General features: G+C 34.0%; 17 protein-coding genes. 10 read left to right on the top strand and 7 right to left on the bottom strand.

The genetic code is table 11. The features are described from left to right. Positions 1–627: 627 nt before the first annotated feature. The 3 genes from HMPREF9144_RS03375 (at position 628) to HMPREF9144_RS03385 (ending at position 3,894) form a co-directional block, all read left to right on the top strand. The gene (locus HMPREF9144_RS03375) at positions 628–1,377 is read left to right on the top strand and encodes a LemA family protein (protein ID WP_006044461.1); all 750 of its coding nucleotides are present in this window, start codon (positions 628–630) and stop codon (positions 1,375–1,377) included. A gap of 29 nt (positions 1,378–1,406) precedes the next feature. After that, positions 1,407–3,137: an MAG1210 family protein gene (locus HMPREF9144_RS03380; protein ID WP_006044462.1), complete on the top strand. Its 1,731-nt coding sequence runs from the start codon at positions 1,407–1,409 to the stop codon at positions 3,135–3,137. A gap of 205 nt (positions 3,138–3,342) precedes the next feature. After that, positions 3,343–3,894 (top strand): 3'-5' exonuclease, encoded by a 552-nt coding sequence (locus HMPREF9144_RS03385; RefSeq protein ID WP_006044463.1) that lies wholly within the window; start codon positions 3,343–3,345, stop codon positions 3,892–3,894. Between the two features lie 99 nt (positions 3,895–3,993). On the opposite strand, the gene HMPREF9144_RS03390 is transcribed toward HMPREF9144_RS03385, so the two are convergent. Together HMPREF9144_RS03390 and HMPREF9144_RS03395 are read right to left on the bottom strand one after the other, a co-directional pair. Next, positions 3,994–4,899 carry a DMT family transporter gene (locus HMPREF9144_RS03390; RefSeq protein WP_006044464.1) on the bottom strand — a complete coding sequence of 302 codons (906 nt, stop codon included), beginning with the start codon at positions 4,897–4,899 and terminating at the stop codon, positions 3,994–3,996. A 179-nt stretch (positions 4,900–5,078) separates the two neighbouring features. Beyond that, entirely contained in the window at positions 5,079–5,858 is a 780-nt protein-coding gene (locus tag HMPREF9144_RS03395; RefSeq protein WP_006044465.1) for a tRNA threonylcarbamoyladenosine dehydratase, read from the bottom strand. Between the two features lie 139 nt (positions 5,859–5,997). On the opposite strand from HMPREF9144_RS03395, the gene HMPREF9144_RS03400 reads away from it, so the two are divergent. Further along, positions 5,998–7,281 carry an MFS transporter gene (locus tag HMPREF9144_RS03400; RefSeq protein ID WP_006044466.1) on the top strand — a complete coding sequence of 428 codons (1,284 nt, stop codon included), beginning with the start codon at positions 5,998–6,000 and terminating at the stop codon, positions 7,279–7,281. A gap of 7 nt (positions 7,282–7,288) precedes the next feature. Here HMPREF9144_RS03400 and mutY read toward each other — a convergent pair whose 3' ends face one another. Then, positions 7,289–8,281, bottom strand: coding sequence for an A/G-specific adenine glycosylase (gene mutY, locus HMPREF9144_RS03405; protein ID WP_006044467.1), 993 nt, complete (start codon positions 8,279–8,281; stop codon positions 7,289–7,291). Positions 8,282–8,870: 589 nt separating this feature from the next. Between mutY and HMPREF9144_RS03410 the strand changes: the two genes are divergently transcribed. From HMPREF9144_RS03410 to rodA, 6 genes are all read left to right on the top strand, one after another. Then, entirely contained in the window at positions 8,871–9,464 is a 594-nt protein-coding gene (locus tag HMPREF9144_RS03410) for a bifunctional phosphoribosylaminoimidazolecarboxamide formyltransferase/IMP cyclohydrolase PurH (protein ID WP_006044468.1), read from the top strand. Positions 9,465–9,579: 115 nt separating this feature from the next. Continuing rightward, entirely contained in the window at positions 9,580–10,602 is a 1,023-nt protein-coding gene (locus HMPREF9144_RS03415; protein ID WP_006044469.1) for a rod shape-determining protein, read from the top strand. An 85-nt stretch (positions 10,603–10,687) separates the two neighbouring features. Beyond that, a complete protein-coding gene (gene mreC / locus HMPREF9144_RS03420) occupies positions 10,688–11,569 on the top strand; it encodes a rod shape-determining protein MreC (protein ID WP_006044470.1) in 882 nt (293 codons plus the stop codon). A gap of 81 nt (positions 11,570–11,650) precedes the next feature. Beyond that, positions 11,651–12,154, top strand: coding sequence for a rod shape-determining protein MreD (mreD, locus tag HMPREF9144_RS03425; protein WP_006044471.1), 504 nt, complete (start codon positions 11,651–11,653; stop codon positions 12,152–12,154). Then, positions 12,151–14,304, top strand: a complete 2,154-nt coding sequence (gene mrdA, locus HMPREF9144_RS03430) for a penicillin-binding protein 2 (protein ID WP_006044472.1) — start codon at positions 12,151–12,153, stop codon at positions 14,302–14,304. The genes mreD and mrdA overlap by 4 nt, the downstream gene beginning before the upstream one ends. Positions 14,305–14,336: 32 nt before the next feature. After that, complete coding sequence (rodA, locus tag HMPREF9144_RS03435; RefSeq protein WP_006044473.1) at positions 14,337–15,812, top strand: rod shape-determining protein RodA; 1,476 nt, start codon at positions 14,337–14,339, stop codon at positions 15,810–15,812. A gap of 272 nt (positions 15,813–16,084) precedes the next feature. Here the strand turns inward: rodA and HMPREF9144_RS03440 are convergent, their stop codons facing one another. The 4 genes from HMPREF9144_RS03440 to HMPREF9144_RS03455 form a co-directional block, all read right to left on the bottom strand. Then, positions 16,085–16,429: a hypothetical protein gene (locus HMPREF9144_RS03440; RefSeq protein WP_006044474.1), complete on the bottom strand. Its 345-nt coding sequence runs from the start codon at positions 16,427–16,429 to the stop codon at positions 16,085–16,087. A 218-nt stretch (positions 16,430–16,647) separates the two neighbouring features. Next, positions 16,648–18,051 (bottom strand): chitobiase/beta-hexosaminidase C-terminal domain-containing protein, encoded by a 1,404-nt coding sequence (locus tag HMPREF9144_RS03445; RefSeq protein WP_006044475.1) that lies wholly within the window; start codon positions 18,049–18,051, stop codon positions 16,648–16,650. An 89-nt stretch (positions 18,052–18,140) separates the two neighbouring features. Further along, positions 18,141–19,907, bottom strand: coding sequence for a M6 family metalloprotease domain-containing protein (locus HMPREF9144_RS03450; protein WP_006044476.1), 1,767 nt, complete (start codon positions 19,905–19,907; stop codon positions 18,141–18,143). A 59-nt stretch (positions 19,908–19,966) separates the two neighbouring features. Beyond that, a complete protein-coding gene (locus HMPREF9144_RS03455; protein ID WP_006044477.1) occupies positions 19,967–20,812 on the bottom strand; it encodes an EFR1 family ferrodoxin in 846 nt (281 codons plus the stop codon). Positions 20,813–21,000: the final 188 nt, after the last annotated feature.

Raw genomic sequence — 21,000 nt, forward strand, 5'->3', positions numbered from 1 at the left:
AAATGTAATTAGAATTTTCATTGTGGCAGATATTGTCTTCAAAAAGTGTGTAAGTCTATATTTTTCTTATCTTTGTATTCTGTAAAACATATAATAGTAAAATGGAACTTACGCAATTACAAATTTCTGAAATTCTTTCTAATACCACAAATAGCAGCGAAGGTTTTATTAGCTTCAGTAATTATGAATTCCGTAGACTCAATCAGCAATTGCAAAATTATTATATTTTTCTGTAGAACTCGTATTTTGCTGTTTGAAGAAAATAGTTTTTGTTGTATTTTCCAAATTGAAGTACAATAAACAAGATTTTCATTTTCAAATTTTTATGGAACATCAAGTTATAAAACACTCCCCTAACTGCTGAAAAAATATGAGAGTTTCTTCTTGTTTTTTATTTCCGTATTTTCATATCCTTTCTTTTTATTGGTTTATAGAATCTTATGTATATGTTTCTTTGTACTTCCAATTATAAAATATGAAGTTACACCTTTGTTTATATATTCACATTACGGTAGAACTAACGTATAAGAAACTTAAAACATAAATAATGTTTGTCCGTATTCTGAAAAATATGTAACTTTGAAGCATTAAATACGTTGATAATTAATAATCAAAATTGAAACTACGATGGCAAATTCTTTAGACGAAGTAACAGGACCAGTTAATGAATCAGGACGTGATATACATGTAATTGATAAACAATTACCAGTGTCTATAGGTGCAGGCTCCACTATTTTTCAAATAGCTTTATGGGTTGTAATCCCCATTTTAGTACTATTATATGTAGCCCTTATGGGAAGTACAATACCTAATCCGTTATTTGTTGCGGTTGTAGGTTGTATTGTAGGAATTCTTCCAGGCGTTATTTTTATTTTTATGAAAATATCTGCACGTAACTATTTTCAACAATTGGAACAGCGCATTCAGGCAGAAGCGTCAAACATTGATAACTATCTCGAACAACGTGTTGATATTCTTACAAATGTAGTCGGACTTGTTGACCGTGCTATCGATTTAGATAAAGATGTTATGAAAGCTGTCGCAGCACTTCGTGGAGGTTCTGTAAACGAATCTAACCGTAATGAAGTTAATGCACAAGTAGGTTCGGCTTTAGGTAGACTTTTTCCACAAGTAGAAGCTTATCCAGAACTTAAAGCACATAGTGCTATTGCTGATGCTATGCAACAAAATAATTATTTACAACGCGAAATAACAGCAGCTAGAACAGTATATAATAGTAGAGTAACCCAATGGAATACAGATATATTCTCTTGGCCTACTAAGATGATTGTAGCCGCTCAACAAGGTTATACCACACGTATTCCATTTACAACATCTTCTGAAGTACGTCAAGCTGCACGTGCAAAATTCTTTTAAGTTACGGAAAACTCTTCTAATAAAATAGAATGGTAGAAGATATTTACGATCCATTAGAGGAATACAGCAACGTCTATCGAGAAAAGTTTAAGAAAGTTTGCGAAGATACCTTTGCAGAATTAGCTCGTGAGGCTAATATTGATATCGAAGCGAATCGTCAAACCTGTCAAAAAGTATATGATAATGAAGCTTTTCTAGCTAAAATAAAATCCAAAATAACTTGGTGGACGGTTCTTTGTGTCCTATTATGGATAGGTGTTATTGTTGGTGCCTTATCCATTTATGGAAACAAAACAGAGTGGGGAATAGAACTAATGCTTGCCGTAGGTGTGGGTTCTGCATTATCTTTGTTCTTTCTTATTTCAAAAGTACACCCTAAATTGAAATCATTAAAGAGTGAACGTGATAATATTTCTAATATTATTACTTGTTTAAAAGATGAAGCTTGGAACCAAATGGCTCCACTAAACCAACTTTATGATTGGGATATACTTACTAGAATGATGACGAAGACAGTACCTCGATTAGAATTTGATCGTTATTTTACCACTCAACGTTTGGCTGATTTACGGAAGACTTATGGTTGGGACGATTCTTTTAATGAGGAGCGTTCTGTCGTTTATTCTCACTCAGGGCTTATCAATGGTAATCCATTTGTAATCTGTCGTACACGAAAAATGGAGATGGGAACCAAAACATACCATGGTTATAAGACAATTTATTGGACGGAAACCGAAACCGATGATAAAGGAAACAGACGAAGAGTGCAACGCTCAGAGACTCTCCATGCAACAGTAACAGCCCCATATCCAGAATATTTTGAAAAGACACGATTGATATATGGAAACACTGCAGCACCTGATTTAAAATTCTATCGTAAACCAAGTGGATTGGCTGGTAAAGAAAGTTCCTTGCGTTACAAGTGGAATAGATTTACTTTGCGTCGGAAAGCTCGTAATTTAGAAAATGGCGATTTTGCAATGTTGACGAATGAAGAGTTTGAAGTTGCATTTAATACTAGTAACCGAAACAACAATCAACAATATGCCTTACTTTTCACACCATTGGCTCAAGAAAGTATGATGAGGTTGTTGCAAGACGATAAAGATGGCTTTGGAGACGATTTCGATTTCGATAAAAACAAGATGATTAATATCATTTTTGCGAATCATATACAAGGCTTAAATCTCGATTTAAATCCAAATCAGTATCATAGTTTCGATTACGATAAAGCGCAAGAAGACTTCCAATGCATCAATTCAAACTATTTCCGTGCAATATATTTTGTGTTTGCTCCTTTGCTTTGTGTACCAATGTATCAGCAAATACGTCCTCAATCAGCTATTTATGGACTTGACATGCCACAAAAAAGTTCGTTTTGGGAGCACGAAGCTTTGGCTAATTTTTGGGGACAAAAGCATTTTCAACATCCACAATGCGTTACAAACTGTATATTGAAAACAGAAGAAGCACCGCAAAACGATGGGAGTACATTACTTAATGTGTCCGCTTATGGTTATCGTTCTGAATCTCGTATAACTTATATTAGTAAGTTTGGTGGCGATGGACATTACCACAATGTACCTGTGGAATGGAATGAATATTTACCAGTTACAGGATATGGAAGTATTGTTATGCGAGAAGATAATTCGCAAGAAGTTTCTGAGATAACGCAAAAACAACGATTAAGTCATATCGACGAAGTGCTTAAAAAGAGTAACTTGAACATTTATAGAAGACACATCGCTTCAAAAGTATAGATACTTCTTTTATATTTTCGCTTTGTAGTCTGACACCAACATAATTGATGTTAGGTTATTATGTGTTTGAATGAAATTTATTAGATTCCCATACCACATCTATTATTAAATTTGTATATTTGTATTGTACTATTAAATTAGTGCAAATACATTTTTCAGTCTAACTTTATAGTAGTTAAATAAAACTATTTATCAGAATATTTCGATGAAGAATATAAACTTTATTGCTATCGATTTTGAAACAGCTACGTCTAAACGAGCATCTATTTGCGAAGCTGGTATTTGTGTAGTAAAAAATGGAAAAGTAGTAGAAACAAAATCGTGGTTAGTTCGCCCGGAAGGGAACAGTTATAGTTTTTGGAATATTCAAGTGCATGGAATTCAACCAGAAGATACTATTAATTCGCCAATATTTCCTGACGTTTGGACAGAAATAACCAAATATCTGTACGATTGTCCTGTGTTAGTGGCTCATAATGCAGCATTCGATATAAGTTGTATTCGTCATTCTTTAAAATATTATGGCTTACCCACACCCGATGTTTCCTATTATTGTTCGCTTCGAGCTGCCAGACATATTTACGATTTTGAATGCAATAAGCTTGATTATCTCTGTAATCAATTTGATATACCTTACGGTACACACCATCGTGCGGGCGATGATGCGGAGATGTGTGCCCGCCTTTTCCTACGCGAAATAAAAGATGCTGGCTGGGTAGAGTTGGAAGAAATGGATTATTGTAGCGGCAAACTCTAAATAGAATAGCAACTTTTTAATATAAGTTGTTTGTTCTTTTTCACGAATAAAACAAATGGTTCCTATACAAAATGTATAGAGACCATTTATTATTTCTTCTTATTTTTTATTGGCAAAGAATACACCAATTAGAATTAATACACTACCAATACCAGCTTCTATCGTCATTTTCTCTCCTAAGAAGATAGCACTGATAATAACAGTGCAAATAGGACTAAAATAATTGTAGTTGGCTATTTTAACAGCGCCAACTTTTTCTGTTACATAGCTCCATGCACCAAATCCGAAGAACGATGCAATTAAACCAAGAAAAAGAAGATTACAAGTAACAGGCATATCGGTAAGGAAGTTTTGTATAGGATATTGCCATGGAGAATAAATAAACAATGGTAAACTTGTTAGTGCACCATAGAAAAACATTTTTCGTGTAATAAATGCTGCGCCATATTTTAAACCTAGTGGGCGAAGTAGTAAACAATAAGCACCGAAACATGCTGTTGAAAGTAGTGCTAAAGCATCACCTAATACACGATTGGTTACATTCGCACTTTCGTTATTTCCGCCAAATATGATAAACGAGACACCTATTATTGCAATGAGCGACCCTATTGCAAGCGGTTTTGTTAGCTTCTCTTTGCAGAAGAGTATTGCCAAAAACATTGTAAACAATGGCGATGTACAAATTATAAAGCTAATATCATTGACACTACCCACCTGAACTGCGAAATTCTCAGGTATAAAATAGAGCGAACCTCCTAAAAGTCCACATAACAGCATAAGCAATTCGTCCTTGATATTGTTAGACCACAATCTTTTATACGATAGAGTCCACATTGCAAGGTAAGCAATAATGTAGCGTGCTAAAAAAACTTCGTCAGGACGCATACCACCTTGTATAACAACTTTGGTATTTACAAGTGTTGCACCCCAAATACTTACAATTAAAATAGCAATGAGATGATAGAATACTGTTCTATTTTTTTTCTCTGTAACACTGTTAGGCATAAAACTGTTTATGTATGATTTAAAGTAGGGCAAAGTTAAATATTTTTAGATTATAAACAAAATTTTGAGCTTTTAAATCTTGTTGAAACTTGAAATTTATGCGTTTTTTATGTAATATTTAACATTTTCACATTGCGTTAGTATTCTTTATGCCTCATTCTTGAAATCAGTTTAAATATCTATTTCTCAATATAAATTTGCCGCATTGTTTTTGCAGTCTTACACAAATCCTGTATAACTTCTCCACCAATAATTAATCCAGCTGTAGCAGGAACCCACGCATTCGATGCAGGTGTAGAGCGTTTTTTATGTGCTATGGTTTCTGTATTTGTATTATTAGAATAATCTTTATCTCTTTCTGGGTATAAAGAAGTTAATGGTTCTTCGGGACTGTAAACCACTTTTATGTTGCGAACATTTGATTTACGAAGTTTTTTTCTTAAAATTTTTGCTAATGGGTCGTTTATTGTCTTAAAAAGATCGGTTATTTCAAATCTTGTTGCATCTAATTTAAATGCAGCTCCCATACTACTAATTATTGGTATTTTTAAGTTGTAGCAGCGAGTTATAATATCAATCTTTGCCACAACTGTGTCTATACAATCAACCACATAGTTATAATTTTTAAAGTTGAATTTATCAGCAACTTCGGGAAGGTAGAAAGTTTGAAACTTTCTAACTGTGCACATTGGGTTTATATCTAAAATACGTTCTTCTGCAACATCTACTTTTGCTCTACCAAGTGAAGAATGTGTTGCAATAATCTGACGATTTATATTTGATAACCCAACATGGTCATCGTCTACAATTCCAATTGTACCAACACCACTACGAGCTAAAACTTCTACAACATATCCTCCAACGCCACCAACACCAAAAACTAAAACACTACTGTTTTTTAGAGTTTCCATTGCATTATTACCCAACAGTAGTTCTGTTCTCGAAAATTGTTCTTCCATAACTTTAAAATCCTTTACGGGTGCAAAGTTAAAATAACATTCTTATAAAATGGCAGAGTTTCTGTTTTTATGTTAGCTTTTTTCTTTACCTTTGCAAATAGTGTGCAAAGTTGTACATTGTTATAAAAGCAAATTTAAAATGCAAGAACCTAATATTAAAAAGAGAGTATCACCTTGGGCTTGGGTATCTACGCTTTATTTTGCAGAGGGATTACCTAATGCAGCGGTTGTTTTGGTATCGTTAGTTTTCTATCAAGAAATGGGATTGTCCGATGCTGAAGCTACTTTTTATACCTCGTGGTTTTATCTTCCTTGGGTAATAAAACCATTGTGGAGTCCATTTCTCGATCTTATTAAAACAAAACGGTGGTGGGTATTGTCGATGCAAATGCTACTTGGTGCAGCTTTTGCAGGAGTAGCCTTTACAATTAATACATCTTTTTGGTTGCAAGGCACTATTTGTTTTTTCTGGCTATTAGCAATTTCTAGCGCAACACACGATGTTGGTGCAGATGGTTTTTATATGTTAGGTCTTGAATCTCACGAACAAGCATTCTTTGTTGGTATTCGTTCAACGTTTTATCGTATTTCAATGGTTGTTGGTAAAGGAGGATTGGTTGCTCTTGCTGGATTGTTGCAAGAATATATGAAAGTGCAACTCTCGTGGTCGTTAGTGTTCTATGGATTATCTGCTTTGTTTATAGGTTTAAGCCTTTATCATAAATGTATATTGCCAAAACCTATTACAGATGTAGAACATACACAATTGTCTGTATCAACACTCTTCAAAGAGTTTTTAGATACGTTTGTAAGTTTCTTTCGAAAAAAAGAAGTCTTTGTAGCAATAGCTTTTATGCTTTTATTTCGTTTGCCTGAAGCATTACTAAATACAGTTGGACCATTATTTCTTAGAGCAACTTCTGAAAAAGGAGGATTAGCACTCTCTTTAGAAGCATTTGGAGTAGTAAATGGAGTAGTTGGAGTAGTTGGACTACTTCTTGGAGGAATATTAGGTGGACTAGTTGCAAGTAAGGGAGGGTTAAAAAAGTGGCTTTGGCCAATGACTTTTGCTATTACTTTACCCAATATAGCTTACGTATACCTTGGTTATGCAATGCCTTCTACTCTCTTTGCTGTTGGTGTAGCAATCTTTGTAGAAAACTTTGGTTATGGTTTTGGCTTTAGTGCTTATATGCTTTTTATGTTATATTTTAGTCAGGGAGAACATAAAACAAGCCATTATGCACTTTGTACAGGATTTATGGCACTATCTATGATGCTTCCCGGATTATTTGCAGGAGCTTTGGCAGAGGCTGTAGGTTATAGCCTTTTCTTTGTTCTAGTTATGGTGGCATGTATATTTCCATTTATGGTGGCATCATTGCTGAAAATAGATCCTAAGTTTGGAAAAAAAGATATATAATATTCTATCATTTTTCTCGAAGATAATTAATGAATAATTCTATAAGACGGGGTAGGGCATAACGTTCTATCTCGTTTTCTTTTATCCATATATAATCGGTAGGTAGCATTGGAAAATTGTTTGTTTCTAACAAATAGAAATCAGCATAGATTATTTGATGTGTAAGTATATGTTTTACATTACTTTTTATTAATATTGCATTTTTAATATCGTTTTCCAACGATTCTTTTACAGGAAATTCCCATAAACCTTGCCAAATATCACCTTTACCACGACGGCGGATAGCCGTTTTTCCTTTACATCTAATATAAATATAAGAGAAATGTCGTTCACGTTGTTTTGTTTTCTTTGTTTTTACAGGAAGACTTGATACCTTATTATTGTTTGCTGCAAAACAGTATTCTATCAACGGACATACTTTACAATTAGGTAAAGTTGGAGTACATTGCATTGCTCCAAAGTCCATTATTCCTTGATTGTAAGCTGCAGGAGCATTTTTTGGTAAATTATCTTGTGCAATTGCTTTAAAAATCTTTTTTCCTTGAGTAGAATCAATCGGTATTTCAATACCAAAAAAACGAGCGAGTACACGGTAAACATTACCATCTACAACAGCAACAGGTCCCGCGAATGCTATAGAATAAACTGCAGCGGCAATATATTCGCCAACTCCTTTTAATTGAATTAATTCATTATACGTTTGAGGGAAATGTCCCAAGTCTACTATTTGTTGTGCGGCTTTATGTAAATTTCGTGCTCGCGAATAGTATCCTAATCCTTGCCATTCTCGTAAAACCTCATCTTCTGTAGCATTTGCTAAGCTTTGAACGTTAGGCCATCGTTTAATAAATCGTTCCCAATAAGCAGTACCTTGTGCTATTTTTGTCTGCTGCATAATAACTTCGCTTAGCCAAATAGCGTATGGATCTGTTGTTTGTCGCCATGGAAGTTCCCGTCCATTTATTGCATACCAATTTAAAATAATATTACTAAAGTTCATAATGCAAAGATACTCAAAATCTAAAAAGAAAGTATTATTTTTCTATTATACATTTTCTTTTTTATTTTTAAAAGGTGATAATCTAAAGAATAATACTATTTTGTAGTTTTTTTAAGTAATGAAATAATAGTATTCGTCTAAAAAGGTAAGAAATGATACTTCGCAATGCGAAGTAAGAGTTCTTTTTGCAACTATTTAATGATTTGTCTTTCTAATGGTTCTATATTTATGGTAAAATTGTATTTATGTATGGCTTTCTCTTATAAAGATATACGGACTTTTATCAACTACTTCATTAGAAAATAGCCGATATATATACTCGGAATTTGGATATTTTGGTTTTATTCTCTTGATATTTAATGATTTAGAATATAATAAATATCAAATATAGAGTTTTACTTAATGTTGCGAATTATATTATAAAATTTATCTATAAATATAATTCTCAGATTATAAAGATTGCATTCTCTATCTATAAAATTGATGTTAGCTAATAATCTAGTTGAATTAAGGTTTTTTTTCTAAAATTATTATTTACTTCCTATTCTATTTTGTATCTTTGCAAAACGAATAGAAATAGTAGACAACTATGGTTGGTACAAAAGAAATTAAGACTGCATTAATCTCCGTATTCCACAAAGATGGTTTGGAAGATATTTTAAAGAAGCTGAACGAAGAAGGAGTGAAGTTTCTTAGTACAGGTGGTACACAACAATTTATAGAATCTTTAGGTTACGAGTGTCAGAAAGTAGAAGATTTAACAACTTATCCATCTATTTTAGGTGGACGTGTAAAAACATTACATCCCAAAGTTTTTGGAGGAATCTTAGCACGTCGCGATTTGGAGAATGATAAGAAAGAAATGGTTAAATATGAGATTCCAGAGATTGATTTAGTAATTGTTGATTTGTATCCATTTGAACAAACAGTCGCAAGTGGTGCTAATGAGGCTGATATTATAGAAAAGATAGATATTGGTGGAATTTCTTTAATTCGAGCAGGTGCTAAGAATTTTAACGATGTTGTTATTGTTCCGAGCAAAGCAGAGTATCCAGTTTTGTTGCAACTATTAAATAAACAAGGCGCTAAAACTGGTCTTGAAGATAGAAGAATGTTTGCAGAACGTGCTTTTGGTATAAGTAATCAATACGATAAAGCAATACATAATTGGTTTGCAAAGTGATAGATATATCCTTTTGCAATTCCGTTAGTTCTTACAAATAGAGTTTATATAGTTATAGAATAATAAACGATAATAGGGTTTGCCCAATTATCACACATATATCAAATATTTTAGAATGGGATTTTTTTCATTTATCCAGGAAATAGCAATGGACCTGGGAACTGCAAATACTATAATTATCAGTGATGATAAGATAGTTGTTGATGAACCTTCTGTAGTTGCACTTGATCGTCGTACAGATAAAATGATTGCCGTCGGTAATGATGCTAAAATGATGTACGAAAAAGAACACCCTAATATTCACACAATTCGTCCACTTCGCGATGGTGTTATTGCTAATTTTACAGCATGTGAGCAAATGATGAGGGGACTTATTAAAATGGTGCATAGTGGTAATCATTTGTTTTCGCCATCTTTGCGTATGGTTATCGGAGTTCCTTCAGGATCTACTGAAGTTGAATTGCGTGCGGTTCGCGATTCTGCGGAACACGCTGGTGGTCGTGATGTTTATCTTATTTTTGAACCAATGGCAGCTGCTCTTGGAATGGGGCTTGATGTAGAAGCACCAGAAGGAAATATGATAGTAGATATAGGTGGTGGAAGTACAGAAATTGCTGTAATCTCATTAGGCGGTATTGTTTGTAATAATTCTATTCGTGTTGCAGGCGATGATTTAACAGCCGATATTCAGGAATATATGAGTCGCCAGCACAATGTTCGTGTTAGCGAACGTATGGCAGAACGAATTAAAGTGCATGTTGGTTCAGCATTAACAGACTTAGGTGATGAAGCTCCAGAAGATTATATTGTACATGGACCAAACAGAATAACAGCATTACCAATGGAAGTTCCTGTTTGTTATCAGGAAATAGCACACTGTTTAGATAAAACGGTGGCAAAAATAGAGAATGCTGTTCTTTCAGCTATGGAAAATACACCACCAGAATTATATGCCGATATAGTAAAAAATGGTATTTATTTAAGTGGTGGAGGAGCTTTGTTACGTGGAATAGATAAGCGTTTGGCTGATAAAATAAATATTCCATTCCATGTAGCTGAAGATCCATTACACAGCGTAGCTAAAGGAGCTGGTATTGCATTGAATAATGTAGACCGTTTCTCTTTTTTAATGCGATAATTGAGATAGATAAAACTACTATTGAAGAGATGTATTAGAAAAAATCTCTTCAATGGTTAGTTTCATTTGTTGATAAAATAAAAGAATGAATAACCTCACTGAATTTCTTGCCAAATATAAACATTGGTTTCTTTTTGTTTTGTTGGAAATAACCAGTTTGGTACTTTTATTTCGCTTCAATAATTATCAAGGAAGCGTATGGTTTACGTCTGCTAATATTATGGCAGGGAAAGTCTATGAACTGAGTTCTTCAATAACATCGTATCTTTCGATGGGTAAAGCTAATAAAGAATTAACAGAAAGAAATATACTTTTAGAACATCAAATAAAAGAACTTTCTGATAAGCTTTATGAGAAGACTCGTGATCCGAAGTTTGCACAAAAAGGACAATATAGATTTCTTTCTAATTTTAAGTTAGTAGCCGCAAAGGTTGTTTCCAACTCTCTTGATAAAGACGAAAACTTTATAACAATAGATAAAGGTTCGTGGGATGGAGTTCGAAAAGATATGGGCGTAGCTTGTGGAAATGGTGTTGTTGGTGTGGTGTATTTAGTTGGAACACATTATTCTATAGTATTACCAATCTTAAATTCAAAATCGAACATTAGTTGTTCTATAGAAGGCAGGAATTATTTTGGTTATTTAAGATGGACTGGCGGTGCTAAAGATATTGCTTATTTAGACGATATTCCACGTCATGCAAAATTTAAATTAGGCGATAGAATAATTACGAGTGGGTATTCAGCAATCTTCCCTGCAGGAATTTTAGTTGGTAAGATAAAACACGTTTATAATTCAGAAGATGGACTTTCGTTCCGTTTAGCTGTTCAATTATCAACTGATTTTGGTAATTTGCGTGATGTATGTGTTATTGACGATGCAGCTGTGAGAGAAAAGAAAAAAGTAATGAATGCTGCAACCGATTCAATAAAACATTTAGATACTGATTATTCTGAGACTAATTGAACACGGTGAGCTATTGCGTGTTTAATACAAGGAAAGAATGTTATTAAATAGACCATAAAATATATAGTATACGACTAAGAAATGAATATAGATTTTTTCAGAACATTAGGTTGGTTTCTTATATTAGTACTTGTACAAGTATTTGTGCTAAACTATATTCATTTGTTTGGTTTTGCAACTCCCTTACCTTATATATACTTTGTTCTGTTGTTTAGAAGGAACTGTCCTCAATGGATAATAATTCTGTGGGGATTTATAATGGGATTACTTATAGATACCTTTTCCAATACTCCTGGAGTTTCTTCTAGTTCCTTAACTTTAATAGCAGCATTACAACCATATATATTGCGTGCATTCGTATCGCATGATAATGCAGACGACTTGCTACCTGGTATAACCATACTTGGTTTTGGGCGATATGTATGGTATAGTTTGATATTAACATTCATCTATTGTCTCGTATTCTTTACTTTAGATATGTTTAGTTTCTTTAATTTCTTAGTTTGGTTACAGTGTGTTATAGGGAGTACCATTCTAACATTGTTTTTTATTTTAGTAATCGAACATGTAAGGAGTAGAGCATGATTAACTATGATTTAGAGAAACGCCGTTTTATTCTTAGTGGAGTTGCTATTGCTATCATCACTGTTTATTTGGTGCGATTATTTGCACTCCAAATAGCAAGTGATGATTATCGTAAACGTGCCGATTCAAATGCATTCTTAAAAAAGATAGAGTTCCCTTCTCGTGGTATTATTACAGATAGAAAAGGGAAACTACTCGTCTATAATCAACCTGCATACGATATAATGGTGGTTATGAATGAGGAAAAAGGTCATCTTGATACCTTAGAATTTTGTAGAGCTTTGAATATTACGAAGGAATTCTTTGTTCAGCGTATGAATGATATAAAAGATAGAACAAAGAATCCTGGTTATTCTCGTTTCACCCAACAACTTTTTATGAGTCAATTAAGCGATAAAGAGTTTAGTTCTTTCCAAGAGAAACTTTATCGTTTTCCTGGTTTCTATATACAAAAACGAAGCATTCGTGAATATAGTGGAACTATTGCTGGGCATATTTTAGGCGATGTTGCCGAAGTAAGTCAAAGCGATATTGAAAATGACGATTATTATCAGCCAGGTGATTATATTGGTAAAATGGGTATTGAGCGTGAATACGAGAAAGAATTACGTGGACAAAAAGGGGTACAAATACTTCTTCGCGATGCTCATGGACGTATTAAAGGGAGATATAAAAATGGACAATACGACCAAAAACCACGACCTGGAAGTGATTTACAATTAGGAATTGATGCCGATTTACAAGCTCTTGGCGAGCGTTTAATGGAAGGAAAATTAGGAGCAGTTGTTGCTATCGAGCCAAAGACGGGGCAAATATTAGCAATGGTTTCTTCTCCTACTTTCGATCCTCGTGAAATGATAGGGAAAATGCGAGGAAAAAATCAACAACGAATGACACTCGATCCTTCTAAACCTTTACTTAATAGAGCTATAATGGGACAATATCCTCCTGGTTCTACTTTTAAAACAAGTCAAGCAATTACTTATTTCAGCGAAGGAATTGTAAACGATTCTACTCGCTTTCCATGCCATCATGGCTTCTCTTTTCATGGTCTTCATGTAGGTTGTCATGCCCATGCTTCTCCTATATCAATAGTTCCAGCGTTAAGTACTTCTTGTAATGCTTATTTTTGTTGGGGATTATATTATATGCTTTCTAACCGAAAAAAGTATAAAACACTTGATGACGCAATGGATAGATGGCGCGATTATATGGTATCAATGGGCTTTGGTTATAAGTTAGGAATTGATTTGCCTGGAGAAAAACGTGGTCTTATTCCAAATGCAGAGTTTTATGATAATGCTTTTGGAAGATGGAATCCATTGTCCGTTATTTCAATTTCAATCGGTCAAGGAGAAATTAATTTAACTCCCTTACAAATAGCCAATCTTGGTGCTATTATAGCTAATCGTGGTTATTATTATGCACCCCATGTAGTTCGTAAAATTCAAGGAGTACAATTAAAACAAAAATATTTAAAGCGTCATAAAGTAATGGGAACACCACAAGCTTTTAACGAGGTTGTGGCTGGAATGGTTTCTTCTGCACATGGTGGAACTTGTGCTCATGCAGTACATCCTGGATATACATTGGCAGGAAAAACTGGAACTGCGCAAAATCGTGGTAAAGACCACTCTGTTTTTATGGGATTTGCTCCTGTAGAATCGCCTAAAATTGCCATTGCTGTTTATGTAGAAAACGGTGGTTTTGGTGCTGTTTATGGTGTTCCTATTGGTTCTTTAATGATGGAACAATATATAAATGGAAAATTAACACCCCATGATGAAGCTCAAGCAGTATCAATACAGAATAGACATATAAGTTATTCTTTTAAGCGGAAGATGACTCTTTCTGATTCGTTGCGATTAGATTCTATAAAACGTGTAACCCATATTAAAGATTCTTTGCGTCTTGTTCGTGAACGTCAAAACATTGAAGCAAAGCAACGCGCAAACCAGTTAAAGGCAGAACGTGATGCTAAAGAGAAAGAGAAAAAGCAGCAAATGTTGAACGACCCTATAATAAAGGACGATGAGGAGATAAGAATAAAAACAGAAAAAGAAGATAAGAACAAGGATAAGGATAGAGACCAAACGAACAGTGTAAAGAAGAAAGATAAGGAAAATCGTAGAACCGATGATAAAAAATAACGGTTTTAGAAAACTATAAAGATACAAGAATTGTGGCAGGTAATTATAAATCGAACAAACAATCAGGAGTTCTTCGTTCATTAGATTGGTGGACGATAGGTATTTATTTAGCATTACTTTCTTTTGGTTGGATAAGTGTCTGTGGTGCTAGTTATACATACGGCGATACAGATATATTGTCGTTATCATCGCGTTCTGGTATGCAAATTGTTTGGATAGGAACTTCTATTTGTCTTGGATTTGTTTTGTTAATGATGGACGACCGCATTTACGATACATTTGCTTATGTTATTTATGCGTTGTTGTTACTACTGTTATTTCTTACAATTTTTAATCCACATTCCATAAAAGGCTCACGTTCTTGGATTGTTTTAGGGCCATTACGGTTACAACCTGCCGAATTTGCTAAATTTGCAACTGCTTTAGCAATAGCAAAATTTATGTCGGCATACGGTTTTACTATCTCTAATTGGAAACATTTGGCAGCAGCTGCAGGTATAATTATCCTACCAATGTTGTGTATTGTAGGGCAACGTGAAACTGGTTCGGCACTTGTTTATCTATCGTTTTTCTTAATGTTTTATAGAGAAGGAATGCCTGGTTCGTTTCTTTTTACTGGCGTTGCAATGATTGTTTATTTCGTTGTAGGTGTGAAATACGATGATGTTATGTTGTGGGATACGCCAACATCTGTAGGAAAATTTTGTGTTTTGTTGCTTGTTCAGCTATTTAGTGCTGGTATGGTTTGGACGTATTTATACGATAAGGCGAAGGTACAAAAAATGTTGTTATTCTCTTTTGGTATTACTTTGCTATGTTTTTTATTCTCCGAATTTGTTATACCGTTCGATATAGTTTGGGTACAACTTGTAATTTCTGCTGCTTTAATTGGTTATTTGGTTTATAACGCACTGAGTACACGCATTAGTCATTACTTTTTTATTGCTTTATTTGCTGTTGGGTCTATTGCGTTCTTTTATTCTGCAAGCTATGTGTTAAACGATGTAATGCAACCACACCAACGTGTGCGAATTAATGTATTATTAGGATTAGACGAAGACCTTGCAGGAGCTGGTTATAATGTGCATCAAAGCGAAATTGCTATTGGTTCGGGCGGATTGCAAGGAAAAGGGTTCTTAAATGGTACACAAACTAAGCTAAATTTTGTGCCAGAGCAAGACACCGATTTTATATTTTGTACCGTAGGCGAAGAAGAAGGCTTCCTCGGTTCTGCCGCAGTTTTGTTGTTATTTTTGGCTTTAATTCTTCGATTAATGTATGTGGCAGAGCGGCAACCTTTTAAATTTGGACGAGTTTATGGTTATTGTGTGGCAGGAATCTTCCTTTTCCATGTGTTTATTAATGTTGGAATGGTGCTCGGTTTGACTCCTGTTATTGGTATTCCGCTACCATTTTTTAGTTATGGAGGCTCTTCTTTATGGGGATTCACACTGCTTTTATTTATATTCTTGCGTATTGATGCAGGAAGAAACCTAATTAGACAATAATGCTAATATAAACTATTTTTAAGTAGTTGCATACAAATATTGCGACTGCTAAATATTCCATTGTTAAAGTAGGAAACAAAATAGCAATGTAATATTTGGATACAATGAAAGTATAAAGTGCTTTTGCCAAAAAATATAATTATAAAATCAGAATTTATAATTATATTTTTTTAATTCATAATTATTTTTTTGATAAAATGTAATTGCTTTTTTCTAAAACATTTTTCTCATTTGTTTGAAGGTTGAGAAATATTCCTCTTCTCTTTAGTTTTTCATTTCTCTTTACTGTTTGTTTTCTTCCAGTTCTTATATCTATCCATCATAGCATTTCTCCATTCTTCGCTTGGACATTGCCTAATTAAGTGAAGATAATTAACCTCGTTTTCATATTTAACCATTGATTCTACCAATCGTAAAAGCGCCCATTGAAGGTCGTAAAATGCTGATTCGGGGAATATACGAACTAAAACCAACGCTTCTTCGTACGAAAGAGGCAATGTGATATTCTCAAGAAGCTCATCGTAGAGATTAATTAACTTGTCAATAGACTCATCGTCTGAGAGCGATTCATTGGGCATTCTTCCAAGTTCTGTTAAATAAACAAATTCCTGTCTCATATCGTAATTGTTTTTAATTATAATGTTTCTACCATTCTTTTTTAGTTTACAGCAAACACAAATACGTTTTCTTAAAATGGTATGTGTCTTTTGTTTTATAGCCTTTTGTTTTTAAGAGAGTAGGGTAATAATGCTTAGTATTTATGGAAAGAGGTACTTCTTTTTATGGGAAGTACCTCTAATGTTATAGGGTGTAATCTATCGTAATTTAATATCCATTATTTGTTAATGAACTTCTTTCCATTCTGAATTACTACACCTTTATAGTTTTTATCTACACGCTGACCAGCGAGATTGTATATTGGTGCATTCTCGTTTTTAGCCACTTCTATGTTTTCTATAGCATCTGGAACATTCTTCTTAATGCTTATAATATTTATAGAAGGTGTACCTTTGTAAACAGAAGCAACAATACCTACAACATCATAATCGTCAGAATTTGCAAATCCTGCCATATTATCGAAGTCTGAAAGATGGAAACCGTTGTAAAGTTGAACTTTCTTTTCGCCCTCTACAACATAATATTTTTTAGAATCTTCTGTTGTAATCTTCACTTTTTCTAATTTCACTAAGTCGCACAATTTTTCTGAAGCAGTTGCAGGTGTTATAACTTTTGGTTCTGCAGCAGCGCCATCTACGTGGTTAAGCTTATTAATATTTGTTACACCATCTATTTCAATCAATTCAGGAATAGCATTATATTCTTTGTACTGACCAGCAATTTCTCCGTTAAGATCTTCGTTAGTTTTCAAACCTAAAGAGTGTTTGTATAGAAGAATAGCACCAGAATTGTCGCGAACATATACACTTGTGTTACCGTTATTAGAAGTCCATGTGTAAAGAACCTTTGCAGCATTGAGTTTTAATATGCCATATTGATCTTTTCCAAGAGCTTTAAATTCGGCAATAGAGTTAGCAACAGCAAGTTCTTCTTTCGTAAAAGTTTTTTCTGCAACAGAACTTTCTTTACCATCTTTTACAGCAATAGCTTTTACAGTTGTAGTAGCTGTAAGTTCAAATGGAGCACTATATAAATTAGATGTAGTTGTAGGAACACTGTTATCTGTTGTATAGTAAATTTTAGCACCTTCAGCCGCATTTATAGTAACGGTTGTTTTGTTTATAAAAGGAGTTGTACCATCTATTGTAGGAGCACTAACAGTTACGGGATTAGAACTTCCACCAATAGTTATAACAATTTTACTTGCTCTAACCTGATATTTCGCAGCAAATTGAACAGAAGTTGCATTACCAACCCATGTTCCTTCTTTTTTATCTTCTGTAAAGGTGTAACCTTCTGTGCCATCAAAGCCATTACTTCCGTATTTCCCCTTTTTATCAATATCGCAGGTGAATTCTATTTTTGTGATATTTCCTGCAGTTGATGTAATGGTTGTTGTAGAATTTTGGTAGAAACGATAGTGTTTGTTGCCATTTGCATTGAAAGCAGCATCTGTAGAACCAATAGTAATTCCATCTTTTGTCATTTTGTCTGGTGAATCATTTGCACTAGATTCTCCTTTTGTTTCGTTTGGAACGAATGTTACCACAGTTTGTGCATTAGCTATCATACCAATCATAGCCAATGCTGTAACACATACATTACGTAAAATTTTGTTCATAATTAAGTTCGTTTTTTTATTATTAATACGTTGATTTGTTATTGTTTGTTTTATTAAAAAACTCAGGTGCTTTATGTGTATAATTCTATTTACTTCATCAATTTTTTTCCACCTTTTATATATATTCCCTTTGGCAATTCAGTTTCATTTGTACCCATATATCGCCCATCGAGCGTATAAATTCTCTCATAAGTAGGATTGTCATTTTTAGAAACTGTGCTAATACCTGTAGGATTTGGCTTCTTAAGATAGTCGAAAGTAATGGTTTGTTCGTTTGTATCTTCCTTTATATTATATAGAGGTTTCTTTAACGTACTTAAATTTAGTTGTACTTCCATTAATTCTGTAACATTATGTGTACCAGGAAAAGGGTCGCTAGCATGGCTTTCTTTATATCTTTTGTGTTCTTCGTCTGTAATTGCTGTATAACTAGAATATAATATACCATCGGCAGGAACAATAGTCATACCCGGTTTTCCTGGAATATCGTTCACGCGGTCGTACATATTCACCTTATTTTTACCATAGTTTATACGATAAACAAGCATACCATGCCCTAATTTGGCAATACCAGTGTGCCAACCTTTCTTCTGAATGTTGTGCACAATAAGATATTCATCGCTATTATCGCTCTCTATTTTCCATGCATCGTCGGGTTGTAATGTAACGTTTATCGTGCTATCTTTTAGTGTTTTTAATGAAGTCCAGCCCATAACTTCCTTTTCCCATGGAGTATAAGGAGTAGGTGAATAGCCATTATTTGTATATTCTCCACCGTCCATTAAATCCCAATATTCCATTCCTTGATTATCAATTTGTGCTTCTGCAGTAAGAGGATAGAAATCTGGTAAGCCCATTGTATGCGAAAATTCGTGGCAGAAAAGACCAATACCATTAATCATTTTCACAACTTTTCCATCTTTTGTTGGAGAAGTCCTGTTCGCATTCAATTCATTACTAACACCGTAGCGACCAATTGTATATCCGTCAATATTAATTCCTCCATACGAGAACGACGATTTAGGCCAAATATCTGTAGATTTATTTCCACCCATAGATTGCGCATAACCAGCATAAATAACATAAACCAAGTCTATAATTTTATCGCCATTGCTATCGTAATCTTTAAAATCAATATTACCGTTTACAGCTTCGCAGGCATCTTTTATTAATTCCATTATGTTTACATCGTGCGATGCTCCTGCATCTTTGCCGTAATAAGCTAACGGTTTTGGCATTCTGTACGGACCAACTAACCCAAATTTTGGAGTGAATTTCCCATTACTCATGTCTTTGAAATATTGTCCAACGCTACCGTAGTTTAATTCTTCTTTCGTTCCAAAGGAAACAGGCTTACCTTCGCCATTAAGATATTGCTCGAAACTAGCTTTAGGGTCTTTCACTGTAAATGGATTGTCTTCGAAGTCTACCAAGATAGTTAATACTTTTGGACTACCTTCGTGTGGAAAATAAGGAATAGAAGCCTGACCTATACCAATTGCACGCCGGATAGTTGCTATTTTCTGAGTTGCATTCTTAAAGAATAAAACTTTTTTCTGTGTTTTGGCTATCTTTATTTCAGCCGAAGTTCGAGTTTCTTCGTTGTGTGCCAATAAGTTTGTTGCTTCTAAAGTTCCGTTAGATGTAACCTTTGCTACATAATAGCCTTTATTTTTCTTAGTAACCAATACACCATCGAGCGTAGAAATCCAACTAAAATGTTCGTCTCCATGTAAAACCAACGTAAGTTTTGTACCATCGGGCTGAATTATAGTAAATGGAGTTGGGTCAGCTTTAGCAGCTTTTATTGTGATTGTTATAACAATCAAATAGAAAGTGAATAATAGTCTTTTCATTTTTATATCTTAGTTCTTATTATTTCAGTTATATTATTAATAGAAAAATATATTCTGTTTCATTTCACATATACATTTATCTCTCTTCTTCCAAAAAAATACTGTCCTTTATGTTTTGTTCGGTTACCATATTCAATAGCGTGGCTTGGACAATGATGATAACATGCAAAACAAGTTAAGCATTTTTTATTATTTTTCCATATTGGTGTCTTTCCTTTCCCACCATCAATATCTTCTACAGGACAAACTTTCGCACATATTCCACAACGAATACATTTTTTGCTTTCTACTTTGAAAGGTTTATCTGTAATAAGAAAACGAGTAAAGAAACTTCCTACTGGTCCTGAAAAGAAATCGGGTATCGGACCACGTTTCAAATTCTTCCAACCTAAAGGAAGATTGTTTTGGCTAAAATCTCTTCTATCGACAATTGATGCGAAACGGTCAATAACTTTTTCGGCAGATTTTATCTTCTCCAATTCCTTTTCAGGTTTATCTACATTCATACCAGGCAATCCAACATACGATTCTGGCATTATTATCGCTTCAACAGCATTTAATTCTAATGTGGTTTCAGTTTTCACCTCTTTTAGTTCGCTTACAAAACGCTCCATAGTACGGCCAATAGAATCGCCAGCTGTTAGCAAACAAAAGGTATAATGGCTATTTTTATTCTGAAAATCGCCCTCCTTAAACTCAAGAGTCTGCATAAAATCAGATACAATGCGAGGTACTCTCCAACCATGAACAGGAAAAACGAAACCAACAATCTCGTCTTTTTCTAAAACAAATTTAGTATCAGTTTCAGTAAGTTCACTTATAGAAACAATACGTTCGTTGAGATGCTTTCCTAACAATGTTGCAGCCCAATGACTATTCCCAGTACCTGAAAAATAGAATATCATAGTGCAAAAATACTTAAAATTACTGAAAACGCAAAGTCTTACGGCTCTTTTCAGCTAAAATGCCCTTTAAATTCTTGTTAGATTTTGTTTTAGTGTTAAGCAAACCAGTAAACTCTATTGTAAAGGCATAACGGTTTGCGTAAAGTTATAAAGTCAATCAAGATAACTGGCAAGAAAATGAAGAAAGA

The sequence above is a fragment of the Prevotella pallens ATCC 700821 genome (assembly GCF_000220255.1).
Lineage (GTDB): Bacteria > Bacteroidota > Bacteroidia > Bacteroidales > Bacteroidaceae > Prevotella > Prevotella pallens.

What these genes read in the sequence shown, in the direction of transcription:
- mreC (WP_006044470.1), top strand. Translation starts at nt 10,688, where the DNA reads ATGAATAACCTCACTGAATTTCTTGCCAAATATAAACATTGGTTTCTT.
- HMPREF9144_RS03455 (WP_006044477.1), bottom strand. Translation starts at nt 20,812, where the DNA reads ATGATATTCTATTTTTCAGGTACTGGGAATAGTCATTGGGCTGCAACA.
- HMPREF9144_RS03445 (WP_006044475.1), bottom strand. Translation starts at nt 18,051, where the DNA reads ATGAACAAAATTTTACGTAATGTATGTGTTACAGCATTGGCTATGATT.
- HMPREF9144_RS03410 (WP_006044468.1), top strand. Translation starts at nt 8,871, where the DNA reads ATGGTTGGTACAAAAGAAATTAAGACTGCATTAATCTCCGTATTCCAC.
- HMPREF9144_RS03415 (WP_006044469.1), top strand. Translation starts at nt 9,580, where the DNA reads ATGGGATTTTTTTCATTTATCCAGGAAATAGCAATGGACCTGGGAACT.
- mreD (WP_006044471.1), top strand. Translation starts at nt 11,651, where the DNA reads ATGAATATAGATTTTTTCAGAACATTAGGTTGGTTTCTTATATTAGTA.
- mutY (WP_006044467.1), bottom strand. Translation starts at nt 8,281, where the DNA reads ATGAACTTTAGTAATATTATTTTAAATTGGTATGCAATAAATGGACGG.
- HMPREF9144_RS03375 (WP_006044461.1), top strand. Translation starts at nt 628, where the DNA reads ATGGCAAATTCTTTAGACGAAGTAACAGGACCAGTTAATGAATCAGGA.
- HMPREF9144_RS03380 (WP_006044462.1), top strand. Translation starts at nt 1,407, where the DNA reads ATGGTAGAAGATATTTACGATCCATTAGAGGAATACAGCAACGTCTAT.
- HMPREF9144_RS03395 (WP_006044465.1), bottom strand. Translation starts at nt 5,858, where the DNA reads ATGGAAGAACAATTTTCGAGAACAGAACTACTGTTGGGTAATAATGCA.
- HMPREF9144_RS03400 (WP_006044466.1), top strand. Translation starts at nt 5,998, where the DNA reads ATGCAAGAACCTAATATTAAAAAGAGAGTATCACCTTGGGCTTGGGTA.
- mrdA (WP_006044472.1), top strand. Translation starts at nt 12,151, where the DNA reads ATGATTAACTATGATTTAGAGAAACGCCGTTTTATTCTTAGTGGAGTT.
- HMPREF9144_RS03450 (WP_006044476.1), bottom strand. Translation starts at nt 19,907, where the DNA reads ATGAAAAGACTATTATTCACTTTCTATTTGATTGTTATAACAATCACA.
- HMPREF9144_RS03440 (WP_006044474.1), bottom strand. Translation starts at nt 16,429, where the DNA reads ATGAGACAGGAATTTGTTTATTTAACAGAACTTGGAAGAATGCCCAAT.
- HMPREF9144_RS03390 (WP_006044464.1), bottom strand. Translation starts at nt 4,899, where the DNA reads ATGCCTAACAGTGTTACAGAGAAAAAAAATAGAACAGTATTCTATCAT.
- HMPREF9144_RS03385 (WP_006044463.1), top strand. Translation starts at nt 3,343, where the DNA reads ATGAAGAATATAAACTTTATTGCTATCGATTTTGAAACAGCTACGTCT.